The following is a 26105-nucleotide window of genomic DNA, read 5'->3' as shown; positions in this document are numbered from 1 at the left end:
TGTGCAAAATCGCACAGTACATCGGGTTATTTCTCAAAAATCCGGGTATTTAGACCATCTCGGCGAACGAGATTGAAGATCGACAGCGGTTCGAAATCGCGGCGCGCCTTGGTTCGCCCGACATATCCACAGCGGAAGCGATCGGCATGAAAGGTGGCGAGCGCACCGGCAAACGCTTCGCTGACATATACCGATCCGGGGGCGACATTGGGTTCGATGCGCGCTGCGACCACGACATGCGCCCCCACCACCGCCAAATTTCCCAGGATGGGATTGGTGCGCAGGTGAACCGGCCCGTAATGCCCACCGATCCGCAAGGCGAGCCACCGGGGCAGCCCGCGCGCGCGCAGGTTCAATCGCCGATGCGCCGCCAGCATGGTCAGCGCGGCTTCCGCCGCATCGACCGGCTGATCGAACACCAGAAAGACGCCGTCGCCCCAGGTTTCGACATGTTCGGGGGGCCGGGCAAGCGACGAAATCGCCTGCGCGATCTCCGCCATGACCACGGTAAAAAAGGCCGGGATCTGGTCGTCGCGCAAGCTGCCAAAGCCCCGCACATCGACAAACAGCATTGCCTTCATCACGGTGGGCGGGCGCTGGTTATCCTCGATATACGCCGAACGGAGCGGGGCTCGTTCGAGGTTTAGGATGATCTGCCGACGCGGCGCCCGCGCCCAATATGCCAAATCAGCGGCGACACTGGACCGTGCATCCCCGCCGGAAACTGCAAGCTGCACCGCCTCGGTCGCCAGGGCCTCCGCCCGCAAGATTGCGCAGCCAATCGCGAACTGGCTCGAATAGGTAAACACTTGATCGTCGCCGACATAGGGGTCTTTCGTCGCCAACCGGACCGATTGTGCGCAGGCAAGACACGCCTCGAACCGACGCACCCACGCCTGTCCGAACGGGGCCACCGACGTGGCAACGAAGGACGCAACCGCAGTTGGCAACACGACATGCAATTCCGCACCACACGCAATCAACGCCTCGGCCCACAGAATGTCAGCGCCGGCGGCGAGGCCGCCATAAGCAAAACCGACCCGAGCCTCGCGCAGCACGGCCTGCATTTCCGCACTGAGTGCGGCGATACGCTCCGCGCTCGGGTCGGTCGTCGGATCGGTCGAATCCGGAAAGGTAAAAATCCGACCGGTAAAATGCGCCACGCGCGGCGGTCGCAACGGATCGAGCCACGCACTCGGCGCCCCCAGCTCCCGCAAAATAATGTCGATTTGCCCAACGGTCGATGCGTGTGCGGTATAATCGTGCGGTGCCCGCGAGATCGCGCTCGCCAATGTCTCGGCCGCCGCATCTGCTGCGCCCAGCAGCACTTGCGCCTCCGCCCGGCTTGCCAGGGTATAATAAGGTTCCGCTGTATCTGCCTCGGTGCCGGTATGGGTCAGCACCTTTTCCGCGGCGCGACGCGCGCCATCGGCATCTCCGGCAATCAACCGCATCGTCGCAACGTTGATCGCACTGTAAAGCCCGCCATGCCGCGCGTCGCTCGCCGCGTAGCGCGCAGCGGATGCGCGCGCGAACGCGCGTCGCCGCGCTCCGGTCGAGGCCAACGCCACGTCCTTCAGCAACCGCGCGCCCAGCGTCGCAGCTTCTGCGTCACGGGGATCATCTCCCAACCGCCACCGCGCATATTCCAGCCGCGCGAAATCGGTCGCTCCCGATCGCGCCAGGCACAAGACCGCTGCATGGGCAACCGCAGGCGAAACCCCGTCCCGCTCGATGCGCCGATAGGCCAGATCGTAGGCAGCAAGATGCTCGCCGCGCCTGATCAGCGCGGCGAGCTTCGCATCCTCTACGCTCTTATCCGCCAAGAAGGCCGCGCTCTTTATTTACCCACGCCATTTTCGATTTTCGGATCCAGCGCAATTTTCTGCTGATGGCGATCGACAAACATCAATGTATATTCAAATATGCCGAGCCGCGCACATTCGAAAACAATCCGAAATTTCGTCCGTGGAGCAATTGCCCCCTCGAACGTATTTTCCAGCCATTCATAACTCGAAAAATTGATACTGTAATCGCTGCCAACAACGAAAGGACGATCCTGAAAAGACCACCCGGCAGCGACCAACTGATCGCTAAGGGTAAATACGATGGTAATCTTTTCATCTACCGAAAGACGTAACGGTACAGGATTTTGCGGATCAACATAATTCATAAAATTAAAATATGGATCCAATCCGAGGACAATTTCCTGAGTAAGTTCTGGCCAAACTTGCGTCATTTTGTATCTCCCCGTTTATTAACCTCCGATATTGAACCCCACTTTGTTCCAGAATGCAAGGAATTCAGGCTTCCGATACCCCGACACGTATAGATTTTTTACGATTTGCCGCACCCGCGCGAGATCGCCGCGCCTGAACAGCGCGCGAGCAAGCGTATCGCGCCCTTCCGGCAATAAAACCGCCTCCAACGGGGCGAGTGTCGAAATTGCCGCATCCGTCTCACCGCGCGCAAGATGCGCAAAGCCGATCAACAACGCGACTTGGCCTGGATCCTTGTCATGCGGGTGCGCCGCCAAATCCTTTAGCAGTACCGACGCAGCGCCCAGTCCACCGGGAATATCACCCGCGCGCTGGTGCAATGCGACCGCCTGGCGCTGCCAGCGGCCTTCGATCTGTGACCGCCAACTCCAGTTGCTGCCACCGATCCTGCGCAAATGCGTGATCCGTTCCCGCGCCAGATCGTGCGCGGCGCGGGCTGCGGCGAGGTCCCCCTCGGCAAGCGCCAGATCAACCGCATCGAGATCCCCATAAGCGGCATTTTCGAGCCAAACGGCGTTATCGGGATCGAAGGCGGCCAATTTGGCGAGGCCAGCGCGCGATCGCGCCACGATCGCCCTGCTCTCCTCCAACTTGCCAAGGTCGAGCGCACGCCGTGCCAATGCAAGGTCGGCGGTCAGCACCTTTTCCTCCAATGGCCGATTCGCCGGATCGCTGGCGAAATGGGTGTGCAGGATGCGCGATGCCGTCGCCCGCTCGGTATAGGCCTCGCGCAGATGCCCCAGCAGGAATTGCGCATCGGCCACCCAATTTTGTGCATCGACCAAATCGGCCAACCGGTCGCTATCGCGCGGCGCCTTCAGACTGGCCTCCCTGAACCCGTTCCGCGCCACCTCAAAGGCAGCGAGCGCATCCGCATAGCGCCCCTGCTCCAGCAGCAGCGTGCCCAAATTGCTCCGCGCATAAGCGGGTTCCAGCCGCCAGTCGGCGCGCTTGGGATCGATTTGCACCAGCATATCGGCAAGCCGGGCATATTCGCCAAAGCCCCGCTCGGCCGCCGCAATATGCTCAAGTTTCCACTGAACGAAGGCTAGCCAATACACATTTTGCGCATGGTCGAACAAACGCGCGCCGTCATGCGGCGCCCGCGCGACGAGCTGCGCCGACGTGGCGGCTGCGCTTGCGAAAGCCTGTCCGGCGCCGGGAAGGTCAGCGCGCTTCACGCGAATCGATCCAAGCAGCGTCAGCGCTTTGGCCTGCTGCGCCAGCGCCGCATCATCCAGCCGGTCGCGATCCATGCGTCCATAATGATCGAGCACTTTGCGTCCGACACCATCGAGCACGTCGAGTCGCCCGACCGGCTCAAGTTTGCCGCGAAGATCACCCAGCATGAACGCCACAAGATCCTCGCTCTCCGCTGCCTGTCGCTGCGCCAGACGCCGTGCGTCGATCGCCGCCAGCGTAAGCGCCCCAAACGCGACACTAAGCAACATTGCCGCAAAGGTAACCGCCGCCATCAGGCGCGTCCGGCGGCGAGCATCGCGCTGCACCAAAACATCCAGGCCGACCCCCAACAGCCCTGCGGCAAGTTTCAGGCGGGCAAGCCGCCGCCCGTCACCACCCGGTCGCAAATCCACCGCCAGCGGTTCGCTGCCCGCCGGAAGCGCGTCCCGCAGGTCCTGAGGCAGGCAATCCAGCAACGGGAGGCCGATTTGCTGTTCACCGACGAGAACGCAAAACACGCGATCGACCGAATGCGTCTTCAAAAAATACGTGATTTCGGCGGCCACCCAATCCGAAGCGCGCGCGGTCGGCGAACACAGCAGAATCAGGTAGGGCGAGCGATCGAGCGCGGCCCGAATCGATTCGCCAAGGTCGGGCCCCGCCGACAGCTCCGCCTGATCCCGAAAAATGGGACGCAACCGCTGAGGCTTATCAGGGGCCGCGCCCAGTTTGCGGGGTGGACGATAGCTTTCGAGCGCGCGGTGCAGCCAATTCGCCCATCGTTGGTCACTATGACTGTAGCTGATAAATGCTATATAGCCTTCAGAATGTGCCACCTACTCGCCCCCGGCTGGCCAATGTCGCATTGCCTAGGGCATTGAACGCCTGATGCAAGACGTTGGTGGATCAAAGCAAATTTCACCCTCGGCGCTCGCCGCAGTAGAGCGCTGTCCGTTATTCCGCCACATGAACGCCAGTGAGCGCGCCCATGTGGCATCGCATACGATCTGGCGTATCTATCAACGCGGCGATCAGGTCGTGCGGGCACAGGAAGCCGGCGAGGATGTGTACATCATCGCAACGGGAACGCTGCTCGCCAACCAATTCTCCCGTGCCGGTCGCGAGATCGGTTATCGCCGCCTGGAGGCAGGCGCGCATTTCGGGGAATTGGCCGCGATTGACGGGGCACCGCGCTCCGCCAATATCTTCGCCATCACCATGTCCGAGATCGGGCGGATGCCGCCACCGCTGGTCAAGATGCTCCTGTCCGATTGCCCCGGTTTCACTCGCGCCTTGCTCGAAGATCTGGCGGCATTGGTCCGCAGCCTCAGCGCGCAGGTCTTTCGGTTGGGTGCAGTGCCCGCGCCATGTCGGCTGCAGATGGAGCTATTGCGCATGGCGAGGGTGAGCGGAGTCATCGAAGATCGCGCCGTCATTCCAGCAATACCGACTCACGCCGACATGGCGGTTCTCGTCGGCACTCAACGCGAGGTGGTGACCCGGGAATTTGCGCGCTTGAAGACGCTCGGCCTCATTGCACGCAGCGGCAAGGACCTGGTCGTCGAGACCGTGTCCGCGCTGGTTGCGGAAATCGAGCGTCAGGGCGGTGACGGGTCGCTGTCCGAATAAGGCACCCGAGCCAGCCACCGAAACACCATCGCCAGCGCGCCGTGGCTCAGCCGATCATCCCGTCGCCTGCTCCTTTGGCCAGCATCCGACCGATCGCATCGAACAGCGAATCCATCGCCACAGGCTTGAACAGGACTTCGTCGGCCCCTGCCGCCAGGCAACGCTCGCGCAAGTCAACTGCGGTATCCGCCGTGACAACGATAACCGGCAGTTGCCCCTTTGCATCGCAACGCGCGCGAATGTGGCGAAGCGTTTCGAAACCGTCCATCCCCGGCATCCGCAAATCCAGTAGAACGATTTCGAAATCCTGCGAGTCGATCAACGCGAGCCCCGCTTCACCGCTTTCGGCGCCCGTCATCGTCGCCCCGGCGACATCGAGCATGTCCTTCACGACACGCCGATTCATCGGGTCATCTTCGATGAACAAAATGTTCACCTGACGCACTCCGTTGCGGGTTCAAGGTATAACAAATGCGACATGGTCTGCACCTCTATCGCTTTATGCCGCTTGCGTGACAAGCGTCAGCGGTGCGGAATCGTCCGCCGGCACCCCGTCGAGCACAGCGGCAGCCAACGCGGCTCCGGCTATCGGCTTGCCGATGACGCGGTCGATCCCCGCAGCGGCAAAGCGCGCGCGATCTGCAGCATCGGGTGCTGGCCACAATAGCGCGGACACTGCGCTGCTCGCACCAAGCGCGGCGAGCGCGGCATCAACGTCGCGCTCCGCCCGGATCGTTGCGTCATCGATCAGGACGCTGGCAACCCCGCCCTCGGCAATCCGCGCGACGGCTTCGTCGGCATTTGCCGCGAACAGCACAACGCCAGCGCGCTTCTCCAGAACCGCGCGCAACATGCTGCGCGAGATGGGATTGCGATCCAGGATCAGCAGTGCCTCCTGCGGGATCGACTCTTCAGCGTTCGATGTGGGAGCCGCCGCCAACGTCAGCGGAAGCGAAAGCGTAAAGGTCGTGCCCTCGCCCGGCGCGCTCGCCACCGTTACACCGCCGCCCATAGCCTGCGCCAAATTCTGACAGATCGCCAACCCAAGTCCCGTGCCTCCATATTTGCGGGTGGTGCCGGCATCGACCTGACGAAACGATTCAAAAATAATTCCGAGCTTGTCCGAAGGGATGCCGATGCCGGTGTCGCTGATGCCGATCCGCAACGTTGCCCCTTCCGAGGCAGCGCGCACCGTAATCGTTCCCTTTTCGGTAAATTTCAGCGCATTAGACAGTAAATTGAAGGCGATTTGCCGCATCCGTGCCGGGTCGCCCTCGATGAACGCCGGACAATTTTCAAGATCGAGGACAAAGGCGAGCCCCTTGCCCCGCGCCTGTTCCTCCCACAGCCGCGAAACGTCGCGCAGCATGGCTTTCAAATCAAAAGCCACATGCTCGATCGTGAGGTTACCGGTTTCCATCTTGGCGACGTCAAGAATGTCATCGACCAATGCGCGCATCGTGACGCCCGCGCTGTGGACGACGCCGATCCGGTCGCGCAACGGCTCGCTCAAACCGCGATCCGCGAGCATCACCTGCGTCATGCCGAGTATACCATTGAGCGGGGTACGGATTTCGTGGCTGGTCGTGGCGAGAAATTCGGTTTTGGCGGCAAGCGCCCTGCCCAGCGCCGCGTTGGTCTTTGCCAGATCAACGTTCGCGGCCCGCACCTCGTTACGGCTGCGGCGGATCGTAATCAAACCGAAGGCGAGCATCGACACGATGATAACGGTCGCCACCGCCAGACCGCCAAAGATCGTCTGCTGCATCCGCGCGCGATTTTTCGCGTCCTCGATATTGCGCTGCAATTGCGCACGCTTCAGCTTTTCGATTTTCAGCTCCTGGTTCGCGAAATCGAACCGGGCTGCGGCGAGCGCGGTATTGGCGGACGCGGCGAGCTTGGACGTCTTGTCGTCGAACTGCTTCAACGCCTCCAGATGAGCAAGCGCCTGCGCCTGACGCCCCGCCGCCTTATATATATCATACGCTGTCTGATGCCCCTCCCGCAAATCAAGGGTCGACGTATTGGGATCGACATTGGCGAAGGCTTGCGAAATCAGGCGTTCCGCTTCGGGCAAGTGGCCACGCAATCGCGCCGACCAGGCCGACAAAACCAGGAAATGATTGCGCGCAACGCCTGCTTCGTCCCCACGCGACACAGCGAGCCCCAACTCGATGGTGTGGTCGGCGGCGGAGAGTTGCCCCGCTAAGAGTTGAGCACGGGCGATGTTTCGCAACGTCCGAGCCTGTAGCACGGGAATTTTCAGTTTTCGCGCAATATCTAGGGCTTTTTGAAATTGCTCCTGCGCTTCGGAGATCCGATTGAGCCCCATCAGGCAAATGCCCCGATTGCTATACATCGAAAACAGCAACTGTGAATCACCATTATATATGTCAATCGATTGACTGAAATATTTCAGAGCATTTTGATAGTCCCCAGCCTCCTGATATAGAAATCCAATACTAATAATTGCGATCGCACGTGTACGAGTTTCCCCAACATCACGAAAAATATCATGAGCTTGTTGATATGCAGAGAGTGCTCCGGCAACGTCAGCTTTTGCGAGCCGAAGCCCGCCGCGTGACAGCAATAAATCACCATAAAGTTTTGTTGACGGTCGAGATTTTTCCACCAGCGAGATCGCGTGGTCGATCAATGGTTCTGCGAGTGCAACATCGTTCATTCGAGAATACGCTTCGCCCTGCAACCATTGCGCGGTGGCGATCGCATTTGTGCGAAAACTGCCGACAGGGAAATTGCCCGCTTTGGCTTCGGCTGCCTTCGCGCGATCGATCGCCTTCACCGGGTCACCGAGCATTGCGGCTTTTGCCTCGGCGATCAGCGCGTCATACTGTACAGTCGCTTGCCCTGTACCTTCGGCATTTGCCGAAGGTACAGACAGGCACATTCCGGCAACAGCCAGCAGCAGCGTCGAGAACGCTCGGAAGATCATATGCCTCATCAAGCGCATTGTGGCCAAGGACAGGTTAAATCCTGGCTAACCTGCGGGGTTTGCCCGCTCAGGCGCTCTTCCAGAAGGTTGCTGGACGTTTGAACATCGACTGCCGCGTATCCTCGACCGGACGATCCCGATATTCATGCAGGAAACTGCGGAACGCGTCGATCGAAATCGGTCGACTGATCAAATACCCTTGAACCATGTCGCATCCCATCACCGAGAGCAGCGCCATTGCCGCTTGCGTCTCGACACCCTCCGCCGTGACCTCCATATCCAGGGCATGGGCAAGATCGATCGTCGACCGCACGATCAGTGGATCGCGGTTGCTGCTGGTCAGTTGCAGCACGAACATTTTGTCGATCTTCAATTCCCGCGCGGGCAACTGTTTGAGATAGGCAAGCGAGGATAACCCCGCGCCGTAATCGTCGATGGCGATAACGATGCCCTTGTCGGCAAAAATCTGGAGGTTGGCGATCGCGCATTCAGGATCGCGGATCACCGCGGTTTCAGTAATTTCGAACCCGATTTTGGCACCACAATCGTGAATTTTGGCGCAAGCCGCCTCGACGAAATGCTTGTCGCTCAGCAATTGCCCGGAGATGTTGATAAAGATCGTCAATTCATGCCCGTCAGCCGCGAGCGCCTTTTGATCCCTGATCACCTCGTCGAGCGTCCACAACGTCAGCGCCGAAATCTGCAATGCCTGCTCGGCGACGGTGATGAAATCGCCGGGTAGAATTAAACCCCGCTTCGGGTGTTGCCACCGCACCAGCGCTTCGGCGCTGGTGATCTTTTGTTCGCGAACATGCACCTTGGGCTGATATTCCAGGAACATTTCACCATTTACGATGGCCTGCGGCAGCTCGCGCGTCAGCGTTTGCCGGTCGAGCGTGGGGGTGCAAACGGAAAGGTCGCGCAACACCGGCTGGTTGCTCCCGCGCGCATCTTCCAGCGCACCTTCCGCTTCCTCGATCAGCCGGACGCCCTCGGCGGTGCCATGCAGCGCGGCGGCGGCGCCTATCGCGATGAGGACATCATGCGCCCCACCGTCGAGATCGAACGGAGTTTCGGCTACGGTCAACAATGCTGTAATCGCCACCTGGAGATCGGCAAAGCTCTCCCGCTCCAAGGTCACCTCGACCGCTGTACGGCTGACGATCACGGTCGAGGCATCCGGGAGGATCGAATCGATCCGGCGATCGAGATCGAAAATTAGGCTGGCAGCGCCGGACCGTCCGAGGTTGCGACGCAGCGCGGAAAAATTGGCGATCTCCACCAGACACAGGAATTGCCAGGCCAATGCGACGCCGCCATCATCACGGGTCGCAGTATCGATCGCGCTGCGTCTTGCCACCCGGCGCGCCACAGACGGTACGAACGGCGCATTTCCGCTTTCGATTGCGGACGCACGCATTTCCCTGCCGGTCGAGCGGCGAAACGGTTTCGGAGGTTGCACAGCACGCACCATAGTGTCCGAGGTAAAGCCGAGCACTAAACGAACCGTTAAGGGTACGCCGAAGCGCGCCTAACCGCCCGGAAACCCGGTTGCTTTATCCTTAAGATTCAATTAATAATCAGGCGTACTCGACTGGGTACGCAAGGGAGAAAGACGATGTTGGATTTCATTCTGGATGCGGTTTACGGTGAGGGCACCCGCCCCTGGTAAATTGTTTTATCGACCCGATGCGGGGATAATCCAGTCCACATTGGAATGCCTTCGCTCTGCGTCGGGTCGATGTTTCTATTGATGCGTTTTACGCTGCCCGGTGATCTTGGCAGCTTGTTCGCCTCAATTTTGGACTTCAATTTTTTATATTGATTTTCATTTTTTTACCATTGGCATAATTTAATTTATTTTGACGCCGCGGTGTTTTATTTCACATCATCGCCTCGAACAATCGCGCCATAAAGGCAGCCCCGCGTTCGAATTGCGCGATTTCCAGATATTCGTCCGGTTGATGCGCTTGCTCGATCGAGCCGGGGCCGCAGATAACCGTCGAAAAGCCCGCCCCCTGAAATTGCCCGGCTTCCGCCGCATAGGGTGCCGCTCGTGCCGGTCCGTTATCGCCTGCTAACCGACGCGCGAGCAGTTCCGCCGCCCCGTTGGCCTCGGGCGCAAAGGAGGGAGTCGCCGACCGCCTCAGAACGGCAACTCCGGCATCGGCAAAGCGCGCGCGCAACGCCCGATCCTCCCGCGCGCACGCCTCCAGAAAAGGCGCCATGATCGCATCCGGGTCCTGCCCCGGCGGGGTTCGTAGGTCGAACACGAAAGTACACTCCCGCGCGAGAATGTTAACCGCCGTCCCGCCCTGCATCAGCCCGATCGTCAGCGTGGCGTGTGGCGGGTGGTATAGCGACGCCGGGTCGCCATGCTGTTCCAGTGCATCCGCAAGCCCCCGCAATTGCGCCATCAAACCAACCGCAACCATATTCGCCGAAACGCCGAGATGCGTCAGGCTGGAATGCGCCTCATGCCCCCGGACCGTAACGCGCCACGTCGAGATACCCTTGTGTCCGCTCACCACTTCCATGTTGGTCGGTTCGCCAACGATAACCGCGCAGGGTGCCGGAAGCTCCGAAACGAGTTCGCGGATCATCGACGGCGCGCCGAGGCAGCCGACCTCTTCGTCATAGGAGAATGCCAGATGCAGCGGCCGCGCCGCTTCACCACGCGCGAACTGCGGCACGACCGACAATGCCAGCGCAAGAAACCCCTTCATGTCGCACGTTCCGCGACCGAAGAGTCGGTCTCCGCGCCGTGTCAGGACGAATGGGTCGCTGCTCCACGCCTGACCGTCAACCGGCACCACATCGGTATGGCCGGACAGCACGACGCCGCCCGGCACGGGGGCACCGATCGTCGCGTACAAATTCGCCTTGGTGCCATCCGCGTTCGAAACGCGCCGACTCTCCACGCCATAGCCGCGCAGGAAATGCTCGACATAGCCGATCAGCGCCAGATTCGAATCGCGCGAGGTCGTATCGAAGGCGATCAGCGCGTCGAGATGCGCCAAAGCGGTTGTTTTCAAGTCATCGATCATGCGGGCTACACTAAGCGCGTGACGCCGCGCTTGCCAATCACCCCGCCGCAGGTTGCTCCCACCCGCCGCCGAGGGCCTTAAACAGCGCAGCGCTGTCCTGCCGCAATTGCGCGTCGCTCGCCACAAGTTGCTCACGCGCGGCAAGCACCGCAACCTGCGCATCGATCACGCTGTTTTGCGCGACGAAGCCCGTGCGATATTGCGCCTCGACCGCATGGTTGGTTGCCTCGGCATCGGCAACTGCGCGCCGTAGCGCGGCATTGCGCCGCCGCTCGGCATCGATCCGGGCAAGCGGATCTTCGACATCACGCAAGGCGCCAAGCACAGTGGCGCGATAGCGCAGATAGGCCTGCTCCCGGTCTTCCTTGCGCAAATTGACCGTCGCCTTGCGCCGCCCCCAATCGAGCAGCGGGAAGGTTACGCCACCCACCCCGCTCGCCTGAATGCTGTCGCCGGACACAAGCGAACCGAGCGAGGTCGAGATCAACTGCGCCATGCCGGTCAGCTTAAACTTGGGATACAGATCGGCCACCGCAACGCCGATTTCCGCCGTCGATGCAGCCAATTGGCGCTCGGCCGCGCGAATATCGGGGCGACGGCGCAACAGATCGGAAGGCAAGCCTGCGGGAATCACCGGAACCGGCTGGAGCGCGGGCAGCGGCCCGGTCAACTCGGTGATTAAACTCTCCGGCGCGATGCCGAGCAGGATCCCCAGCGCATGAATCCGCACGCGCACATCGGCGCGCAACGGTTCCAGCCGCGCTTCGATGCTGGAAATTGATTGTTGCTGGCGCTTCACGTCGATTTGGGGGCTCAGGCCAACCTTCGCGATATTCCCGGCGATCTCCAACGCGCGGCGCTGCCGGGCGAGTTCCTCCTCAACCACGGCAATTTGCGCCTGATCGAGCCGAAGCGCAAAATAGGCCTGCGCCACTTCGGCACCCAGCGTCACCGCAGCATCGCGTTGCGACCAGATCGCTGCATCGGTGCGCGCCAGCGCCCCCTCGACGCCGCGCCGACCGCCGCCGAACAGATCAATCTCCCAGCTTGCGTCGAATCCTGCGGCGTAGGTGGTGATTCCGCTGCCTGGCAGCGCGATGCCGCCGCTGTTGGAATTGCCGCCACCGTTTCCGCCCGAAAACAGGCGAGCCAGCGACGAAAATCCCGCATTCTTGCTGAACTCGACGTGTGACCCGTTGGCGCTGGCATCAACGGTGGGCTTGCCCACCGCATGTGCCGCGATTTCCTCCAGGCGCGCTTGCCGGACACGCGACGCGGCGATGGCGATTGTGGGGCTGTCTTTCAGCGCCCGCTCGACCAGGCTGGTCAGCGTGTCGTCGCCAAAAGCCGTCCACCAATGCGCCGGATCGATCGCAGCCCCGGGTGCCGCAATCTGCGGCTCCGAAAAGGCCGGCGGAACCTCGACTGCAGGAGTGCGATAGTTCGGGCCAACGGTGCAACCGCCGAGCAAGGTCGCGCCGAGCAGCGCCGCCGTAACGAGAGAGCGGGTCAATGGGCCATGCCTCCACCACCGCCACCGGTCTTGCCGGAGCGCATAAAGAAAACGAGGGGCGCGACGCACAGCACCACGACCATCAACGATTGGAACACATCGAGAAAGGCGAGCATTGCCGCCTGCCGCTGCATCTGGCTGTAAAGCACGGCCAGGGGCGTCGTCGTGTCGCCCTGCCCACCAAAGACCGCCCCCGCCTTGGCCAGCCAATCATTGTAATTGGGGTTGAGCGGATTGAGCGGGCCCGCCAGATTCGACTGGTGCCGCTGCATTCCGGAGGCGAGCATCGTTTGCGACATAGAGATTCCGATGCTGCCGCCGATGTTGCGCGCGACATTGAGCAAGCTCGATGCTTGCGCGGTCTTGTTCTGCGGCAAGCCGACATAGGCGACCGCGTTGATCGGCACGAACAGAAATGGCAGCGCCATCGCCTGCAACAATCGCGCAAAAGCCGCGTCGCCGAACGAAATGTCCGCATTCAGGTGGGTCATGTTCCACAAGGCAAAGGCCTGGGCCAGCAATGCCGGAAACAACAACATCCGGACATCGACCACCCCCGCCAGGCGACCGGCGAACGGCACCGCGACCAGCGTTGCGATGCCCCCCAGCGTCAACGCCAGGCCCGCCTGAAACGATGTGTAGCCGAGCACTTGTTGCAGCATTTGCGGTATAAGCTGCGTGGTGCCAAACAGGATCATGCCAGTCACCCCCATCACCAACAGCGTGAGGGAAAAGTTGCGGCTCTTCATCAGCTTGAGATCGACCACGGGATCCTTGTGGTTGACCTCCCAAACGGCCAAAGCGAGCAGCGATACGCCCGAAATAACCGCCGACATGACGATGAAATTACTGGAGAACCAATCCTCGCGCTCGCCGCGATCGAGGGTGATTTCGAAAAATCCCAGCCCGAGCGCGATCAGGATTACGCCGATATAGTCGATCCGGATACCACGCTTGAGCAAGGCGGCGTGATCGTCCTTGATCGCCTTGGGTTCATCGACGAACAGATCGACCAGAAACAGCGAAATAACGCCGATCGGCACGTTGATCAGGAACACCCAATGCCAGCTCGACACCTCGGTGATATAGCCGCCGAGCGTTGGCCCGAGCACCGGCCCCACCACCACCACGATGGCAAAGGCGGCAAAGGCCATTCCACGCAAACGCGGCGGGAAGGTATCGGCCAGCATCGATTGCTCAACCGGAGCAAGACCGCCACCGCCAATCCCCTGCAACACCCGCGCGATGACCAGCGTCGAAAGGTTCGGCGCAAGTCCGCACATCAGCGACGACAGCGTGAAAAGCGCGATCGAGATCATGAAATAGCGCTTCCGCCCGATCACATCGGACAGCCATCCGCTGATTGGAATCACGATCGCATTGGCGACGAGATAGCTGGTCAGCACCCATGTCGCCTGATCGCTCGAAATCGACAGGCCGCCCGCGATATGATCGAGCGCGACGTTGGCGATCGAGGTGTCGAGCACCTCCATAAAGGTCGGGATCGAGATGATCGCGACGATCAGCCACGGGCTGTAGCTGCCCGCTGCCGACCGGGTCGGGTCCCACCCGTCCGCACGCCGTGCGGCGCCCGCCACCTTAGCGAACCTTGACCGTCGGAGTCACCGACATGCCGGGCCCGAGCGGATATTTTCGCGGATCAGGGCCGTTCCTGGTGTCAAACTCGATCCGCACCGGCACACGCTGCACGACCTTGACGTAATTGCCCGTCGCGTTTTGCGGCGGCAGCAGCGCAAAGGCCTGGCCCGCGCCACGCTGGATCGAATCGACATGGCCCTTGAACTTGACGCTCGGATACGCGTCGATCTTGATGTCGACCGGCTTGCCGGCGGTCATGTCCTTGAGCTGGGTTTCCTTGAAATTGGCGGTGATCCAGATGTGATCGGGCACGATGGCCATCAACTGCGTCCCCGGTCCAACATAGGAACCGACATTGACTTGCCGATTGACCACCTGCCCCGCCACCGGCGCCACCAGACGATTGTCGCCGAGCGTAACATTGGCCTGCCGCACTGATGCGCGGCGCGCATCGATCACCGCGCGTGCGGCGGCGACTTGCCGACGGGCGACCGCGATGTTGGCGGCGGCGCTATCGATTTGCTGACGTGCGGCGGCGGCATCGGCGGCGGTCGTTCGCGCTGCGGCACGCGCCGCGTCGAGTTGCTGGCCCGCGACAGCGGTCGGATCGATTTGACGCAACGCCTCATACCGCGCCAGATCCTGCTGCGCCTTGGCCGCATTGGCGAGCGGCGCGCGCGCCTGCGCGGTCACCTGGTCGCGCGTTGCCTCCGCCGCGACCACTTGCGCGCGCGCCTGTTCGAACTGCGCCTCTGCCTGCTTTACGTTTGCGTCGGCCTCGGCGAGCTGTGCTTCTGGCCCTGAAGGTTCGATCACCGCCAGCACCTGGCCCACCTCGACATGGCGGTTATCAAGGTCGGCGACGGCTTTCAGCGTGCCCGCCACCTTTGGCGCAAGCCGCACGATGTGGGTGTCGACGAAGGCATCGTCGGTCGTCTCATATTGCCGCGCATCAAGATAATAGAGCACCGATCCGATCACGACCGCGCCCACCACCACTACCAGGACGATCCAGAATAACGGCTTCTGGAAAAGCGAGGATTTCGCAGGCTCGGTTGCAGCCAGAAGGTCCTGCCCGCTTTGGGTCGCGGGTTGGGGCGTGTCGCTCATGAAAGCTCCTGTCGTTCGGCGATCAGCCGGTCGAGAATGGCGTCGATATTGGCCGCGATCCGCGCCGCCAGCACGGTGGTTGCGGAAACATCGAGTTGGGTGCGCTGCATCAATTTCAGAACCGTCGCACGCGAACCGCGCAGCGCGACCACCTGGCCGATCAGCGTAATCACGGTCACCTCTGCGGTATTGCCATCGCTTCGACCGGTCGCGATGCGCACCAATTCAACGAGAACGTGAAGCATCTTCTCCATCATCCCGCCGTAAATGCGCTCGAACGCTGCGGTCGGCTCCATTTGCTCGCGCATGATAAACAGCGAGTAAGACGTGCTTTTCGGGCCTGTCATCTTCTCAATTAGGCGACCGATAATGTCGTGGATCAACCCACGTGCCGCTTCTGCACCGATGCCTTCCGGGATGCGGTCGTCGCCCAGCGCGAGCGTCAGGCTGTCCCCCATTTGCAAGGCGATATAGTCTGCGGCGGCCAGATACAGCCCTTCCTTGCCGCCGAAATGATAAGTGATCGACGACATCGCCGTACCCGCCGCCGAGGCGATGCTACGCGTGCTCGCACCTTCCAGCCCCTTGGCGGCGAATTCCGCGATCGCGATTTCAAGGAGTCGTTGCTGAACCACGCCGCAGCTCGTAATTCGTTCGAACGAACAAAACAATCACCAAATTGTGCGGCGCGGCAAAAACGCCGCTCCAGCGAGGGCGGCTCCGGGGTTCAGGCGCTTACGGAATCGCGTTCCCGCGACCGGGTTTCGGCGGATGACGGGTTGGAAAATTCCATGCCGTCATCGACCGACCCGTATCGCAATGCGAGCAAGTCCCGCGCATAATTCTGGTGGACGCGCCACGGTGCCTTGCTGCCCTGCTTGGGGAATTTCTCCATTGCGCGCGTGACATAGCCTGAGCTGAAATCAAGAAAGGGAGCGGGTGTCAGCGCGGCATCGCCAACGCGCGGCGTTGCCTGTCGCAGCCCGCGCTTCTTCATCGTGTTGAGCAAACGACAGACATAGGCGCAGGTCAAATCGGCCTTCAACGTCCAGGATGCATTGGTGTAGCCGAACGATGTCGCCATATTGGACACGTCCGAAAACATCATGCCCTTGTAATTGAAGGTACGGGACAAATCGACGGGGGCACCATCGACGCTGAAGGTGACGTCGCTCAACAATTGCAACTCCAGCCCGGTCGCCGTCACCACGATGTCGGCGGGCAATGCCGCGCCCGATTGAAGTTCGATTCCCGCCGGGGTGAACCGTGTGATGGTGTCGGTTACCACCGATGCCTTGCCGTCCTTGATCGCAGTGAACAGATCGGAATCGGGCACCATGCAAAGCCGCTGGTCCCACGGATTGTAGCGTGGCGTAAAATGCGTCGCGACGTCGTAATCAGGGCCAAGTTCACCCCGCACCATCTCGATCAAGCGTTCCTTGGTCTTTTCCGGGCGTTTGCGGGCAAGATTGAAGAAGAACATCTGGAACAGCACATTGCGCCAGCGTACCAGCCCGTAAGCCAGTTTCGCGGGCAATTTGGACCGCAGCCAGTTGGCCGTCGCATCTTCCGCCGGTCGCGACACGACATAGGTGGGCGAGCGTTGCAGCATGGTGACGTGCGCGGCGCTCTCCGCCATTGCGGGCACCAGCGTCACCGCAGTTGCCCCGCTGCCGATCACCACCACCTTCTTGCCCGCATAATCGAGATCGGCGGGCCAGAATTGCGGGTGGACGATACGCCCTTTGAAATCCTCCATACCCGGCCACTCGGGTGCATGGCCGCGCGCGTAATTGTAATAGCCGCTGCACATGAAGAGGAAATTGCAGGTGAAACCAACCGGTCCCTCGGGCCCCTCCACCTCGACCGTCCAGCGCGCCTCGGCGGTCGACCACGCTGCCCGCTTGACGTGGTGACCAAAGCGGATGTGACGATCGATGCCATAGTCGCGCGCGGTGTCGCCAACATACTTTAAAATCGAGGGACCATCGGCAATCGCCTTTGCCTCGGTCCACGGCTTGAAGGCATAGCCGAGCGTGAACATGTCCGAATCCGACCGGATGCCGGGATAGCGGAACAGGTCCCACGTCCCGCCCAATGCCGCCCGTCCTTCGAGAATAACATAGCTGCGGTCGGGACATTGGGTTTGCAGATGATAGCCCGCGCCGATCCCAGAAATCCCCGCTCCCACGACGACGACGTCGAAATGTTCCATGCTCATGATCGCTCTCCGTAGGATACCCGATATTCGATTTTCGGGCTGGCGGGAAGAGACCCGTTGCGATTAGAAATCTTTCTTGTAGCGCACGGTGATGTTCGACCCGCCGAACGAGCCAGCTTGTGACAGTACGCTCAGCGCCTTGGTCAGCGACACTTCCAATTGCGTCGCGGTGAAGCCGCGCGCATCGGTAATCACCTCCACATAGATGTTGTTGGTGATGTATTTGCCCGCAGCGAGCGAGGTACTACGCCCGGTAGCGCTATCCGCGCCGAGAATGCGCAGCCGGTCGATCCCTGCCACCGAGCGCAACTTGCCGAGCGGATTGAGCCCTCCGCCCGAACCGCGCAACGAATTGAGCGCGGCGGCGAGCTGGATCGCCTGGATCGCCGACAGGTTGGTGACCGAGCTGCCGAACAGCAACCGGCTGAGCACCTCATCCTGTGGCAAAGCGGGAGTGGAGTTGAACGCGATTTGTGGCTTCTGGCCCGTTCCCGAGACATCGATCACCACAGTGATGCCGTTGGTGGTGGTCGTGGCACTCAGCGCGATTTGCGGATCGACCACAGCGCCACCGTCGAACCGCACATCGCCCTTGGTGACATCGAAGCGCTTGCCGGCGAAGGAATAGGTGCCGCGCACGATTTCGAGATTGCCGGTTACGCGCGGGGCGAGCGAAGTGCCGACGACACGCAAATCCGCTTGCCATTCGGATTCGAGCCCCATGCCCGACACGAACAATTGATTTACGGCGCGCACTCGCAGATCGAGCTTGAACAGCCCGACCGGTTCGGCGGGCGCGCTCGCCTGGGCATTGGCCTTGGTGATGTCGCTCTTGCGGCGCACCCCGGTCAATTCCGCGACATCGGCCTGGCCCTGACGGATGATCTCGTAGCGCGCATTGGGAATGCGTAAATCGCCCTTAATCAGCCCGCCACTCGCCTTGCTGTTGGTGATCGCGATGGTGCCGGTCGCGGTCGCGCCGAGCGCATCGCTGCTGGCGAGGCGCGCATTGTTAAGCGTCGCGCGCACGTCGATCGGGAAGCCCGCTGCCGCCGAGAAGCCGACCGATCCCTGCCCCTGCACGGTCCCCTCGCCCGCCCGCGCCGACAGTTGTGTGATCTCCAGCCTGTCATTGGTAAAGCGCCCGGCGAGCTTCATCTGGGTCAGCCGCGTGCCATAGATTTCATTGTCGTAGGTCAGCGAATCCGCGCGGAGCAGACCGGCCAGTTGTGGCGCATCGACTCGTCCAGCAAAATCGGCGGCGACCGCAATTGGCCCCGACAGTTGCTGCCGTGCCAGCCCCGCAAACGAGAACAGCACGCCCGAGGGGCCATTGTAGCGGATTCCACCCGACAAGGGGGCCGCCATCAGCCGCTGCGTCCAATTGCTACCGCCGCCGAGCGACCCCAGCGTAACGACCAACCGCCCGATCGTGGTGCCGCCCCGCTGCACCAACGCGCGAATATCGCCGCCATTGCCGTTCAGGCCGATCTGCGTGACCAGATCGACGGGTTCGGAGACGCTCGCCAGGCTCGACCGGGTGAACCGCGTGACGCGGAATTGCCCGGCTATGCTTGGCACCGCAGCCCCGCGCGGCTGGGTATAATCGAGCGAGCCCGTTGCAGAGCCGCCGAGACCGAGATCCGGCACGATGGCATTGGCGACCGACAGGTCGAGCGCATCGAGCCGCAGCTTGGCAACCAGCCCCGCGCCATAATCGGCAGCGATGCGCGCGCTGCCCTTGTCGAAATCGATCCGCGTTGGCTGGAGATGATAGGTCCCACGCTCAATCGCGATCCGCGCAGGCGTGCCGGTCTTGAAGCCAATGCCATTGGCCTGACCCTGCGCCGCCACCAGCCACAAGGTTGGGCTCAGCCGTGCATTGGCCGCGATATGGAACGGCACGCCATTCGACCCCGAAGCCACCGCCTGCGCGGTCCCGTTACCATTGACGTAATTGATCTTCGCGCGCGCGCTCGACAGCACCGCCGCGCCGTAGCGCAGATCGGCGACTTGCGTGTCGGCGATGATCTGCGGCGCGTTGGGGTAGAGGATCGCCTGTGCATTGACGATCGCGCGCCCGATCGTGAAGTCGACCGCGCCCGGAACCTTGGCGTTGCTCGCGCGCGCGGCAACATCGACGCGTTGCACCTTGCCCTGCGCGGCGAGCAGTGCGGCACCGCTGATGCCCGATCCGGCGAACTGCACGCGCCCGGCAAACGGCCCGGCGGGAAGTTGCTGGAGCTTGCCGGTGACATCGACCCCCGCGAACCGTGCCTTGCGGATGTAGATCGCCAATTGCGTACCGGGGGTGACGTTAAGGTCGGCGGTGAACGGGCCATATTGCGTGCCCCCCTTGGCGCGCACGGCATAAGACGATCCCGTCCCACGCACGGTCGCTTCCAGATTGACCAGTCCCACCCCAACGCCGGGGCGCGGCGCGCGCAGCAGCACGACCGGCTTGGTCGCCGTCCCCGTCACACGCGCGAAGAGCGGGCCATATTGGGTCGAATAGGCGTCGGCTTCGACCAGCAATGGCCCCTTTGGATCATAGCGCCCCTGCCCGCGCGTGACGCGGAACTGCGGCGCGGCCAAATGCAGGTTGCGGAAGGTGACAATACCGTTCGGGTCATAGCCGACGTCCGCCGTGACCACCGCATTTCCACCAAGAAAGCTGCGCGCGCCTTCGTTGAAGATTTGCGATGTCCTGGCGGCGACGTGGCCGGTGATCCCAAACCCGCCGCTCGCCACCGTCACCAGCTTCGCATCGGTGCGCAGCGAAACGATGCCAACGCCATCGATCCGGTAATTATTGACGCGCCCGTTGAGCGCACCGCGATACAGTCCGGTCTTGAGATTGGCGACGACCAAGGCAGTCGCGTCGATCTTGTTCGAGCGAATCCGCAGATTGTCGGACAGCAGCGTGTTGCCGGTGATCGCGATATCACCATTGATCGCGACATTGTCGAGCAAGCCGCCGGCTGCCGCATTCAGCCCGGTTACACGCGCGGCGCGCGCGGCGAGCGGGACGATGATATGGTCGGCATTCACCCGTGCCAGACCCGACGCGTAGAGTTGCTCGACCTGCGTCTCGCCAAAGCCCAGCACACCCGCCGTCACGACATAATTGACCGTTGGCGTGGCGAATTTGCCGTCAAGCACCACGCGCGCCGCGACATCGCGCCCGCGCAAATTGGGGGCGATCGCGCCAGGGGTCAGCAACTTTGCACCAACCGTAAATTGGCCGAAACGACTCTCGGCAAGGTCGAGCAAGCCCTTGGCATTCAGCGCCAGCGCATCGGAGCGCAGCGCCCCCGACAGCGTCACCCGTCGCTGGTCGAGCGTGGCGCTAAGCGAGACCTGCACGCGCGGCGCGGTCAGCCGGGCGAGCGGGTTGATCGCGCTCGCTTCCGTCTTGGGTGCGCCGCCGGGATACAGGCCCGGATTGGCGAAGCCGCGCACAGTGAAGGTGCCGCTGTTCGCGGCCAGCGCCAGATCGGTGAACGACGCGCCGCCCAGCGTGCCGGTCGCCTTGCCCTGCCACGCCTTCCAGCTACCTTTGCCGCCAACGCTGAAATCGAGCGGAGCCTTCAACCCGCTCATGCTGGCAACCACCCCCGTTGCCGGGGCAAGCAGATGCGCATCGAGGTCGAGCCGGTTCGCATCGGGCACGGCATCGAGCCTGAAATTTAGCCGATCGCCGCCCGCAATACCGCGCCCGGCCAGCGCGGCGATGCTGGCGGTCACTTGCGCACGCCGCTCGGCAATGTGGGTTGCGCCGTCGATCCTGAGGATATGCACCGCGCCCGTCACCGGTTGCGCGAGCACCATCCGCGCGACGGTCAAGCGCCCGATATCGATGTCCAGATCGGGCAGGATCGGCGCATTGGGGTCGGTCGGCACCGCCTTGAACGCCGGTGAGCGCTGCATCGTCACCAGCGCTGCCTGCGCCGAGCGCACATCGATATGGTTGCCTAGATAGGCGAACGGTCGCCAATCGACCGCAATACGCGGCGCGGTCAGGAACACGCCCTTGGGGTCGCTCACCCGGACATCGGTCAACACCATTGCGCCGTAGAGCGATCCTTCGATCCGCCCGACCTTGATGTTGAGGCCAGACGCCGTGGTGTAGCCGCCGAGCGAATTGGCGATAATCCTGCGCCCAGGTGCGGTGTTGAGCCCAAGCACCAGCACCCCCGCCAGCACGACCACCCCCAGCAGCGTAAGCCCACCCCATTTAAGGGCTCGCTGCCACAAGGGAGGACGGGCGATGATGACGGTCTCTTCGGTCATCAAAAGGCCTGCCCGATGGAGATGTAGAGCGCAATCTTGCCATCACCCTTGCGCGGGTTGAGCGGTGTGGCGACGTCGACGCGCAGCGGCCCGAAATTGGTATAGAAGCGCCCGCCGATCCCGGCTCCGAAGCGCAGGTCGGTCGCCTTGGGCAACACGCTCTCATAGGCATTGCCGCCATCGAGGAAGGGGACGATGCCGAAATTGCCGAAGCGATAGCGTGCCTCCAGCGCGAATTCGTTGATCGAGCGGCCGCCGACCGGATCGCCATTGGGATCGAGCGGCCCGAGCCGCTGATAGCCATAGCCGCGCACCGATCCGCCGCCGCCGCCATAATAGCGCCGCGACGGCGCAAGGTCGTCGCGATCCGTGCCTGCGATCGACCCGGCGCGCACGCGCCCCGCCAGCACGATGCTGTCGCCGATCGGATAATAGCCGCTCGCTTCTACCAGCGTCCGCGCATAGGGCCGCACCGCACCGCGCACCGACGTTTCCGGACTGAGGCTGAACTTCAGGCGATACCCCTTGGTCGGGTTGAGCAGGCTGTCCGAACGGTCGAATTCCACCTGCCCCGGCAGTGCGGCGATGAAATACGTCGCGCGCCGTCGCGCACCGCGCCCGAAATCATAGACGCTCTCGTTGGTGCCGGTCAGTTCGAACCCATAGGCATAAGTGAATTTCTTCTGCCAGATCGGCGTCGAATCGTAGGATATCCGGCCCGACAACGTCGTCGTGAAGGCATCGAAGGCATCGTAATTGGAATGGTCCGCCCCGGCGGTGATCGTCACCGTCCGGTCGCGCCGTCCGGCATTGGAGCGACGGAAGGTAGCGGTTGCGCCTTGCTCCTGCGTGCCCGCGACTGCTGTCAGAATCAGCGCACCTTCGGGCGGGAACAGGTTGCGATGCGTGAACGATCCTTCCAGCCGGATGCCCTGCCCCGTGCTATACCCCCCGCTGACCGCCAGTGAGCGGGGCGGACCACGCTCCTGCTCGATCAGCAAATTGACCTGTTCGGTGCCATCGGGGTTTAGGTTGCCGGTGCGGACCGGCTCGACCGAAACGGTCGAAAACAAACCCGTCGCCACCAGCGCCGCGCGCAGGTCATCGACCTTGCGATTATCGTAAAGCTCGCCGGGCTTGAAGCGAGTCAGCACCCCGACATGCGCCGCGCCAAACGCCAGCCGCCCTTCGGTGGTGAAGGTGCCAAACGAGGATCGCGGGCCGACATCGACCGGCAAGGTGTAATCGCCCGTTCCCGCGACGTCATCGAGCAGGATGTCGCGTTGCCCGACCTTGGCGAAGGGATAACCCCGCTGCGGCAGCACCAGCGCGACATTGGCTTCCGCGCCCTGCACCCGCTCGGCCTCAATCGCATCACCGCTGCGCAGCGGGAGCAGGCTTTCGACCATTCCTGCGGGAAGCGTCGGTGCCGCCTGCACTGTGATCGTACCCAATGTATATTGCTTGCCCGGCGTTGCCGAAACGATCGCGCGGACCCGTGCGGTGTCTCCGGGAATTTGCTCGATCGTCGAAATCGCGCTGCCGTCATAATAACCGAGCGACTTCATCAGGCGGAGCGCGAGATCTTCGTCTTCATGCCCGCGCGCCGAGACGACGGTGGCATTGGCCGCCTTGCCGCCACCGCCCTTAAGCGCCGACAGGCTGTTGAACTTGCCGGTCAACCCCAGCGTATCCAGCCCGCGCACGACGGTATCATAACGGAGGTCGGGAACCTTCGCGTCTTTGACGGTCACGTCGACGAGCGGGGTCGAATCGAACGCCCGCAACGCCGGCAACGGCTGCATCAATTCGGGCGGGGCGGCTTCCGTTGGAGCAGGCGGCGAGGTCAGCGGCGCGATCGGCTCCAGCGGGGCATTGATGTCGTTCGACAGCGGCGGCAGTGCTTTGTCGAACGCGTCGTCGGGGACGATCGCTGGTTCGCCCGACGGTGGTGTGCCCACCTTCGGCGTTGGCGCGGGAATAGTGGGCGGCGCCTGCTGCACGCCACCAGCGGCCACAGCGATCAGTCCCGTTGAAAATAACAGCAAACCCAAAACCCGCGCTTCCCCGCTTCTTGCCAGAGGGTCTCGCGATTCCAGCCCCTGCCTTTCCGCCTAACGCGCGAAGGCGAATAGGTTTCCGCTAAGCTGCTTTCGCGCGCAACCGATAGGCGTGCAGCAACGGCTCGGTATAACCGCTCGGCTGGGCAATCCCTTCGAACACCAGCGCGCGCGCGGCCTGCAAGGCAAGGCTTTCGGGGTGCCCGCTCATCGGGCGGTACAGCGGATCATCGGCATTTTGCGCATCGACCTTCACCGCCATGCGCGCAAAGGCGGCATCGACATCTTCGGTCGTCGCCACACCATGCAGCAGCCAGTTGGCGATATGTTGCGAGGAAATGCGCAGCGTCGCGCGATCTTCCATCAGGCCGATATCGTGGATGTCGGGCACCTTCGAACACCCCACCCCCTGATCGATCCAGCGCACGACATAGCCAAGAATGCCCTGCGCATTATTGTCGAGTTCGGCGCGCACGTCCTCGGGCGTCCAGTTACGGCCGAGCGCGACCGGCACCGTCAACAGCGGTGTCAATCCCGGCACCGCTTCCCTGGCAATCTCGCGCTGCCGCGCGAACACGTCGACCTTGTGATAGTGCATCGCGTGCAGCGTCGCCGCGGTCGGCGACGGCACCCAGGCGGTGTTCGCCCCCGACATGGGATGGCCGATCTTCTGCGCCATCATGTCGGCCATGCGATCGGGCGCGGCCCACATGCCCTTGCCGATTTGCGCCTTGCCGCTCAGCCCCGCCGCCAGCCCGATGCGGACGTTGCGATCCTCATAGGCCTTGATCCAGTCGCTCGATTTCATCTCGGCCTTGGGGATCATCGGGCCCGCGCGCATCGCGGTGTGCATTTCATCGCCGGTACGATCGAGGAAGCCGGTGTTGATGAAGACGATCCGGTCCTTCACCGCTTCGATACAGGCGGCGAGATTGGCCGAGGTGCGACGCTCCTCGTCCATCACGCCGACCTTGATCGTGTACCGCGTCAGGCCAAGCAGATCCTCGACCGCATCGAACACAGCGTTGGTGAAAGCGCATTCGCTCGGCCCGTGCATCTTGGGCTTGACGATATATACCGATCCCGCCCGGCTGTTGCGGAATGTGCCCAGCCCGCGCAGATCGTAAAGCGCGATCGTGCTGGTGACGATTGCGTCAAGAATCCCCTCGGGCGCATCCCCGCCATCGGCGAGGCGGATTGCCGGGGTCGTCATCAAATGCCCGACATTACGCACAAACAACAGGCTGCGTCCGGGTAGCGTCAGCCCATCGTTATAAACGCGATCGGGGTTGAGCCGCCGCGTGATGGTCTTGCCGCCCTTCTCGAACGCCTCGGCCAGATCGCCCTTCATCAGCCCCAGCCAATTGGCATAGGCCGCAACCTTGTCCTCGGCATCGACCGCCGCGACCGAATCCTCCAGGTCGCAAATCGTGGTCAGCGCGGATTCGAGGACGACATCGGCGATCCCTGCGGAATCCTCGCGCCCGATTGGGTGATCGCGATCGACCACCACCTCGATATGCAGCCCGTGATTGACGAACAGCCACGACGCGCCCTTGCGCCCGACCAATTGCGCGGGGTCGCGCAACAGCGGCTCCGCGTCGTGCAAATCCGCCCAGGAGCCAACCGCCAGCGGCACCGCCTCATCGAGAAACGCCTTGGCTGCCGCCACGACTTGCCGTCCGCGCACGGGATCATAGCCGCCCGGCACCGCCGTGCCCGGCAACGCGTCGGTGCCGTAAAAGGCGTCGTACAGGCTCCCCCAGCGCGCATTGGCGGCGTTGAGCAGGAAACGCGCATTCAGGATCGGCACGACCAGTTGCGGCCCGGCCATCGTCGCGACTTCGGCATCGACATTTTCGGTGCCGATGCTGAACGGCCCAGGCTCGGGCACGAGATAGCCGATTTCGCGCAGGAACGCCTCGTCCACCGCTCCGCCCGCTTGATAGCGCGCATCGATCTGCGCCTGCAGCGCGTCGCGCACGCCGAGCAGCGCGCGGTTTTGCGGGGCAAACGCATCGTAGATCGCCGCCACACCCTGCCACCAGCCGCCCGGTTCGATGCCGAGCCCCGGCAATACGCGCTCCTCGATGAAACCAGCCAGCGGCGCTGCCACCGAGAGTCCGGCGCGGTTGAGCATGGCGGGGACGGGCGTAGCGGGCATGGGAACATCCTCCTGAAAAGCATCTCGGCCTGGGGAGGGCTATAGGCGGCTTAGG

General features: G+C 62.4%; 16 protein-coding genes. 1 reads left to right on the top strand and 15 read right to left on the bottom strand.

The genetic code is table 11. From position 1 onward, the window contains the following. Nucleotides 1-26: 26 nt before the first annotated feature. From WC704_RS03630 to WC704_RS03620, 3 genes are read right to left on the bottom strand one after another with little or no spacing between them, the layout of a single operon-like run. On the bottom strand, nucleotides 27-1826 hold the full coding sequence (locus WC704_RS03630; protein ID WP_372888602.1) for an adenylate/guanylate cyclase domain-containing protein: 1800 nt from the start codon (nucleotides 1824-1826) through the stop codon (nucleotides 27-29). Between the two features lie 14 nt (nucleotides 1827-1840). Beyond that, nucleotides 1841-2239 (bottom strand): hypothetical protein, encoded by a 399-nt coding sequence (locus WC704_RS03625; protein WP_372888601.1) that lies wholly within the window; start codon nucleotides 2237-2239, stop codon nucleotides 1841-1843. Between the two features lie 18 nt (nucleotides 2240-2257). After that, complete coding sequence (locus WC704_RS03620) at nucleotides 2258-4297, bottom strand: toll/interleukin-1 receptor domain-containing protein (protein ID WP_372888600.1); 2040 nt, start codon at nucleotides 4295-4297, stop codon at nucleotides 2258-2260. A 154-nt stretch (nucleotides 4298-4451) separates the two neighbouring features. Here WC704_RS03620 and WC704_RS03615 point away from each other — a divergent pair, with 154 nt between their 5' ends. Next, nucleotides 4452-5090 (top strand): Crp/Fnr family transcriptional regulator, encoded by a 639-nt coding sequence (locus WC704_RS03615; RefSeq protein WP_372888599.1) that lies wholly within the window; start codon nucleotides 4452-4454, stop codon nucleotides 5088-5090. 46 nt (nucleotides 5091-5136) lie between these two features. Here WC704_RS03615 and WC704_RS03610 read toward each other — a convergent pair whose 3' ends face one another. From WC704_RS03610 to WC704_RS03555, 12 genes are all read right to left on the bottom strand, one after another. Then, nucleotides 5137-5526 (bottom strand): response regulator, encoded by a 390-nt coding sequence (locus WC704_RS03610; RefSeq protein ID WP_372888598.1) that lies wholly within the window; start codon nucleotides 5524-5526, stop codon nucleotides 5137-5139. Nucleotides 5527-5589: 63 nt separating this feature from the next. Continuing rightward, the gene (locus WC704_RS03605; protein ID WP_372888725.1) at nucleotides 5590-7773 is read right to left on the bottom strand and encodes an ATP-binding protein; all 2184 of its coding nucleotides are present in this window, start codon (nucleotides 7771-7773) and stop codon (nucleotides 5590-5592) included. Between the two features lie 337 nt (nucleotides 7774-8110). After that, nucleotides 8111-9403, bottom strand: coding sequence for an EAL domain-containing protein (locus WC704_RS03600; RefSeq protein WP_372888597.1), 1293 nt, complete (start codon nucleotides 9401-9403; stop codon nucleotides 8111-8113). Nucleotides 9404-9926: 523 nt separating this feature from the next. Further along, nucleotides 9927-11090 (bottom strand): acetylornithine deacetylase, encoded by a 1164-nt coding sequence (gene argE / locus WC704_RS03595; protein ID WP_372888596.1) that lies wholly within the window; start codon nucleotides 11088-11090, stop codon nucleotides 9927-9929. 37 nt (nucleotides 11091-11127) lie between these two features. Then, a complete protein-coding gene (locus WC704_RS03590; protein WP_372888595.1) occupies nucleotides 11128-12603 on the bottom strand; it encodes an efflux transporter outer membrane subunit in 1476 nt (491 codons plus the stop codon). After that, nucleotides 12600-14201, bottom strand: a complete 1602-nt coding sequence (locus WC704_RS03585; RefSeq protein ID WP_372888594.1) for a DHA2 family efflux MFS transporter permease subunit — start codon at nucleotides 14199-14201, stop codon at nucleotides 12600-12602. Before WC704_RS03585 ends, WC704_RS03590 begins: the two co-directional genes overlap by 4 nt. 1 nt (nucleotide 14202) lies before the next feature. Then, nucleotides 14203-15312: an HlyD family secretion protein gene (locus WC704_RS03580; protein ID WP_372888593.1), complete on the bottom strand. Its 1110-nt coding sequence runs from the start codon at nucleotides 15310-15312 to the stop codon at nucleotides 14203-14205. Beyond that, the gene (locus tag WC704_RS03575) at nucleotides 15309-15947 is read right to left on the bottom strand and encodes a CerR family C-terminal domain-containing protein (protein ID WP_372888592.1); all 639 of its coding nucleotides are present in this window, start codon (nucleotides 15945-15947) and stop codon (nucleotides 15309-15311) included. The genes WC704_RS03580 and WC704_RS03575 overlap by 4 nt, the downstream gene beginning before the upstream one ends. Before the next feature lie 92 nt (nucleotides 15948-16039). Beyond that, nucleotides 16040-17533, bottom strand: coding sequence for a flavin-containing monooxygenase (locus WC704_RS03570; protein WP_372888591.1), 1494 nt, complete (start codon nucleotides 17531-17533; stop codon nucleotides 16040-16042). A gap of 63 nt (nucleotides 17534-17596) precedes the next feature. Further along, nucleotides 17597-21826: a translocation/assembly module TamB domain-containing protein gene (locus WC704_RS03565; protein WP_372888590.1), complete on the bottom strand. Its 4230-nt coding sequence runs from the start codon at nucleotides 21824-21826 to the stop codon at nucleotides 17597-17599. Then, nucleotides 21826-23871, bottom strand: coding sequence for an autotransporter assembly complex family protein (locus WC704_RS03560; protein WP_372888724.1), 2046 nt, complete (start codon nucleotides 23869-23871; stop codon nucleotides 21826-21828). Before WC704_RS03560 ends, WC704_RS03565 begins: the two co-directional genes overlap by 1 nt. Before the next feature lie 97 nt (nucleotides 23872-23968). Next, nucleotides 23969-26050: a malate synthase G gene (locus WC704_RS03555; RefSeq protein WP_372888589.1), complete on the bottom strand. Its 2082-nt coding sequence runs from the start codon at nucleotides 26048-26050 to the stop codon at nucleotides 23969-23971. Nucleotides 26051-26105 lie beyond the last annotated feature (55 nt).

It is taken from the genome of Sphingomonas sp. (assembly GCF_041661885.1).
GTDB lineage: Bacteria > Pseudomonadota > Alphaproteobacteria > Sphingomonadales > Sphingomonadaceae > Sphingomonas.
The sequence above is the reverse complement of the archived record's forward strand: the minus strand, read 5'-3'. Positions and strand labels throughout refer to the sequence as shown.

Bases quoted from the DNA above. Each gene is read 5' to 3' on its own strand.
- WC704_RS03625 (WP_372888601.1), bottom strand. From the start codon at position 2,239: ATGACGCAAGTTTGGCCAGAACTTACTCAGGAAATTGTCCTCGGATTG.
- WC704_RS03605 (WP_372888725.1), bottom strand. From the start codon at position 7,773: ATGAACGATGTTGCACTCGCAGAACCATTGATCGACCACGCGATCTCG.
- argE (WP_372888596.1), bottom strand. From the start codon at position 11,090: ATGATCGATGACTTGAAAACAACCGCTTTGGCGCATCTCGACGCGCTG.
- WC704_RS03580 (WP_372888593.1), bottom strand. From the start codon at position 15,312: ATGAGCGACACGCCCCAACCCGCGACCCAAAGCGGGCAGGACCTTCTG.
- WC704_RS03570 (WP_372888591.1), bottom strand. From the start codon at position 17,533: ATGAGCATGGAACATTTCGACGTCGTCGTCGTGGGAGCGGGGATTTCT.
- WC704_RS03565 (WP_372888590.1), bottom strand. From the start codon at position 21,826: ATGACCGAAGAGACCGTCATCATCGCCCGTCCTCCCTTGTGGCAGCGA.
- WC704_RS03555 (WP_372888589.1), bottom strand. From the start codon at position 26,050: ATGCCCGCTACGCCCGTCCCCGCCATGCTCAACCGCGCCGGACTCTCG.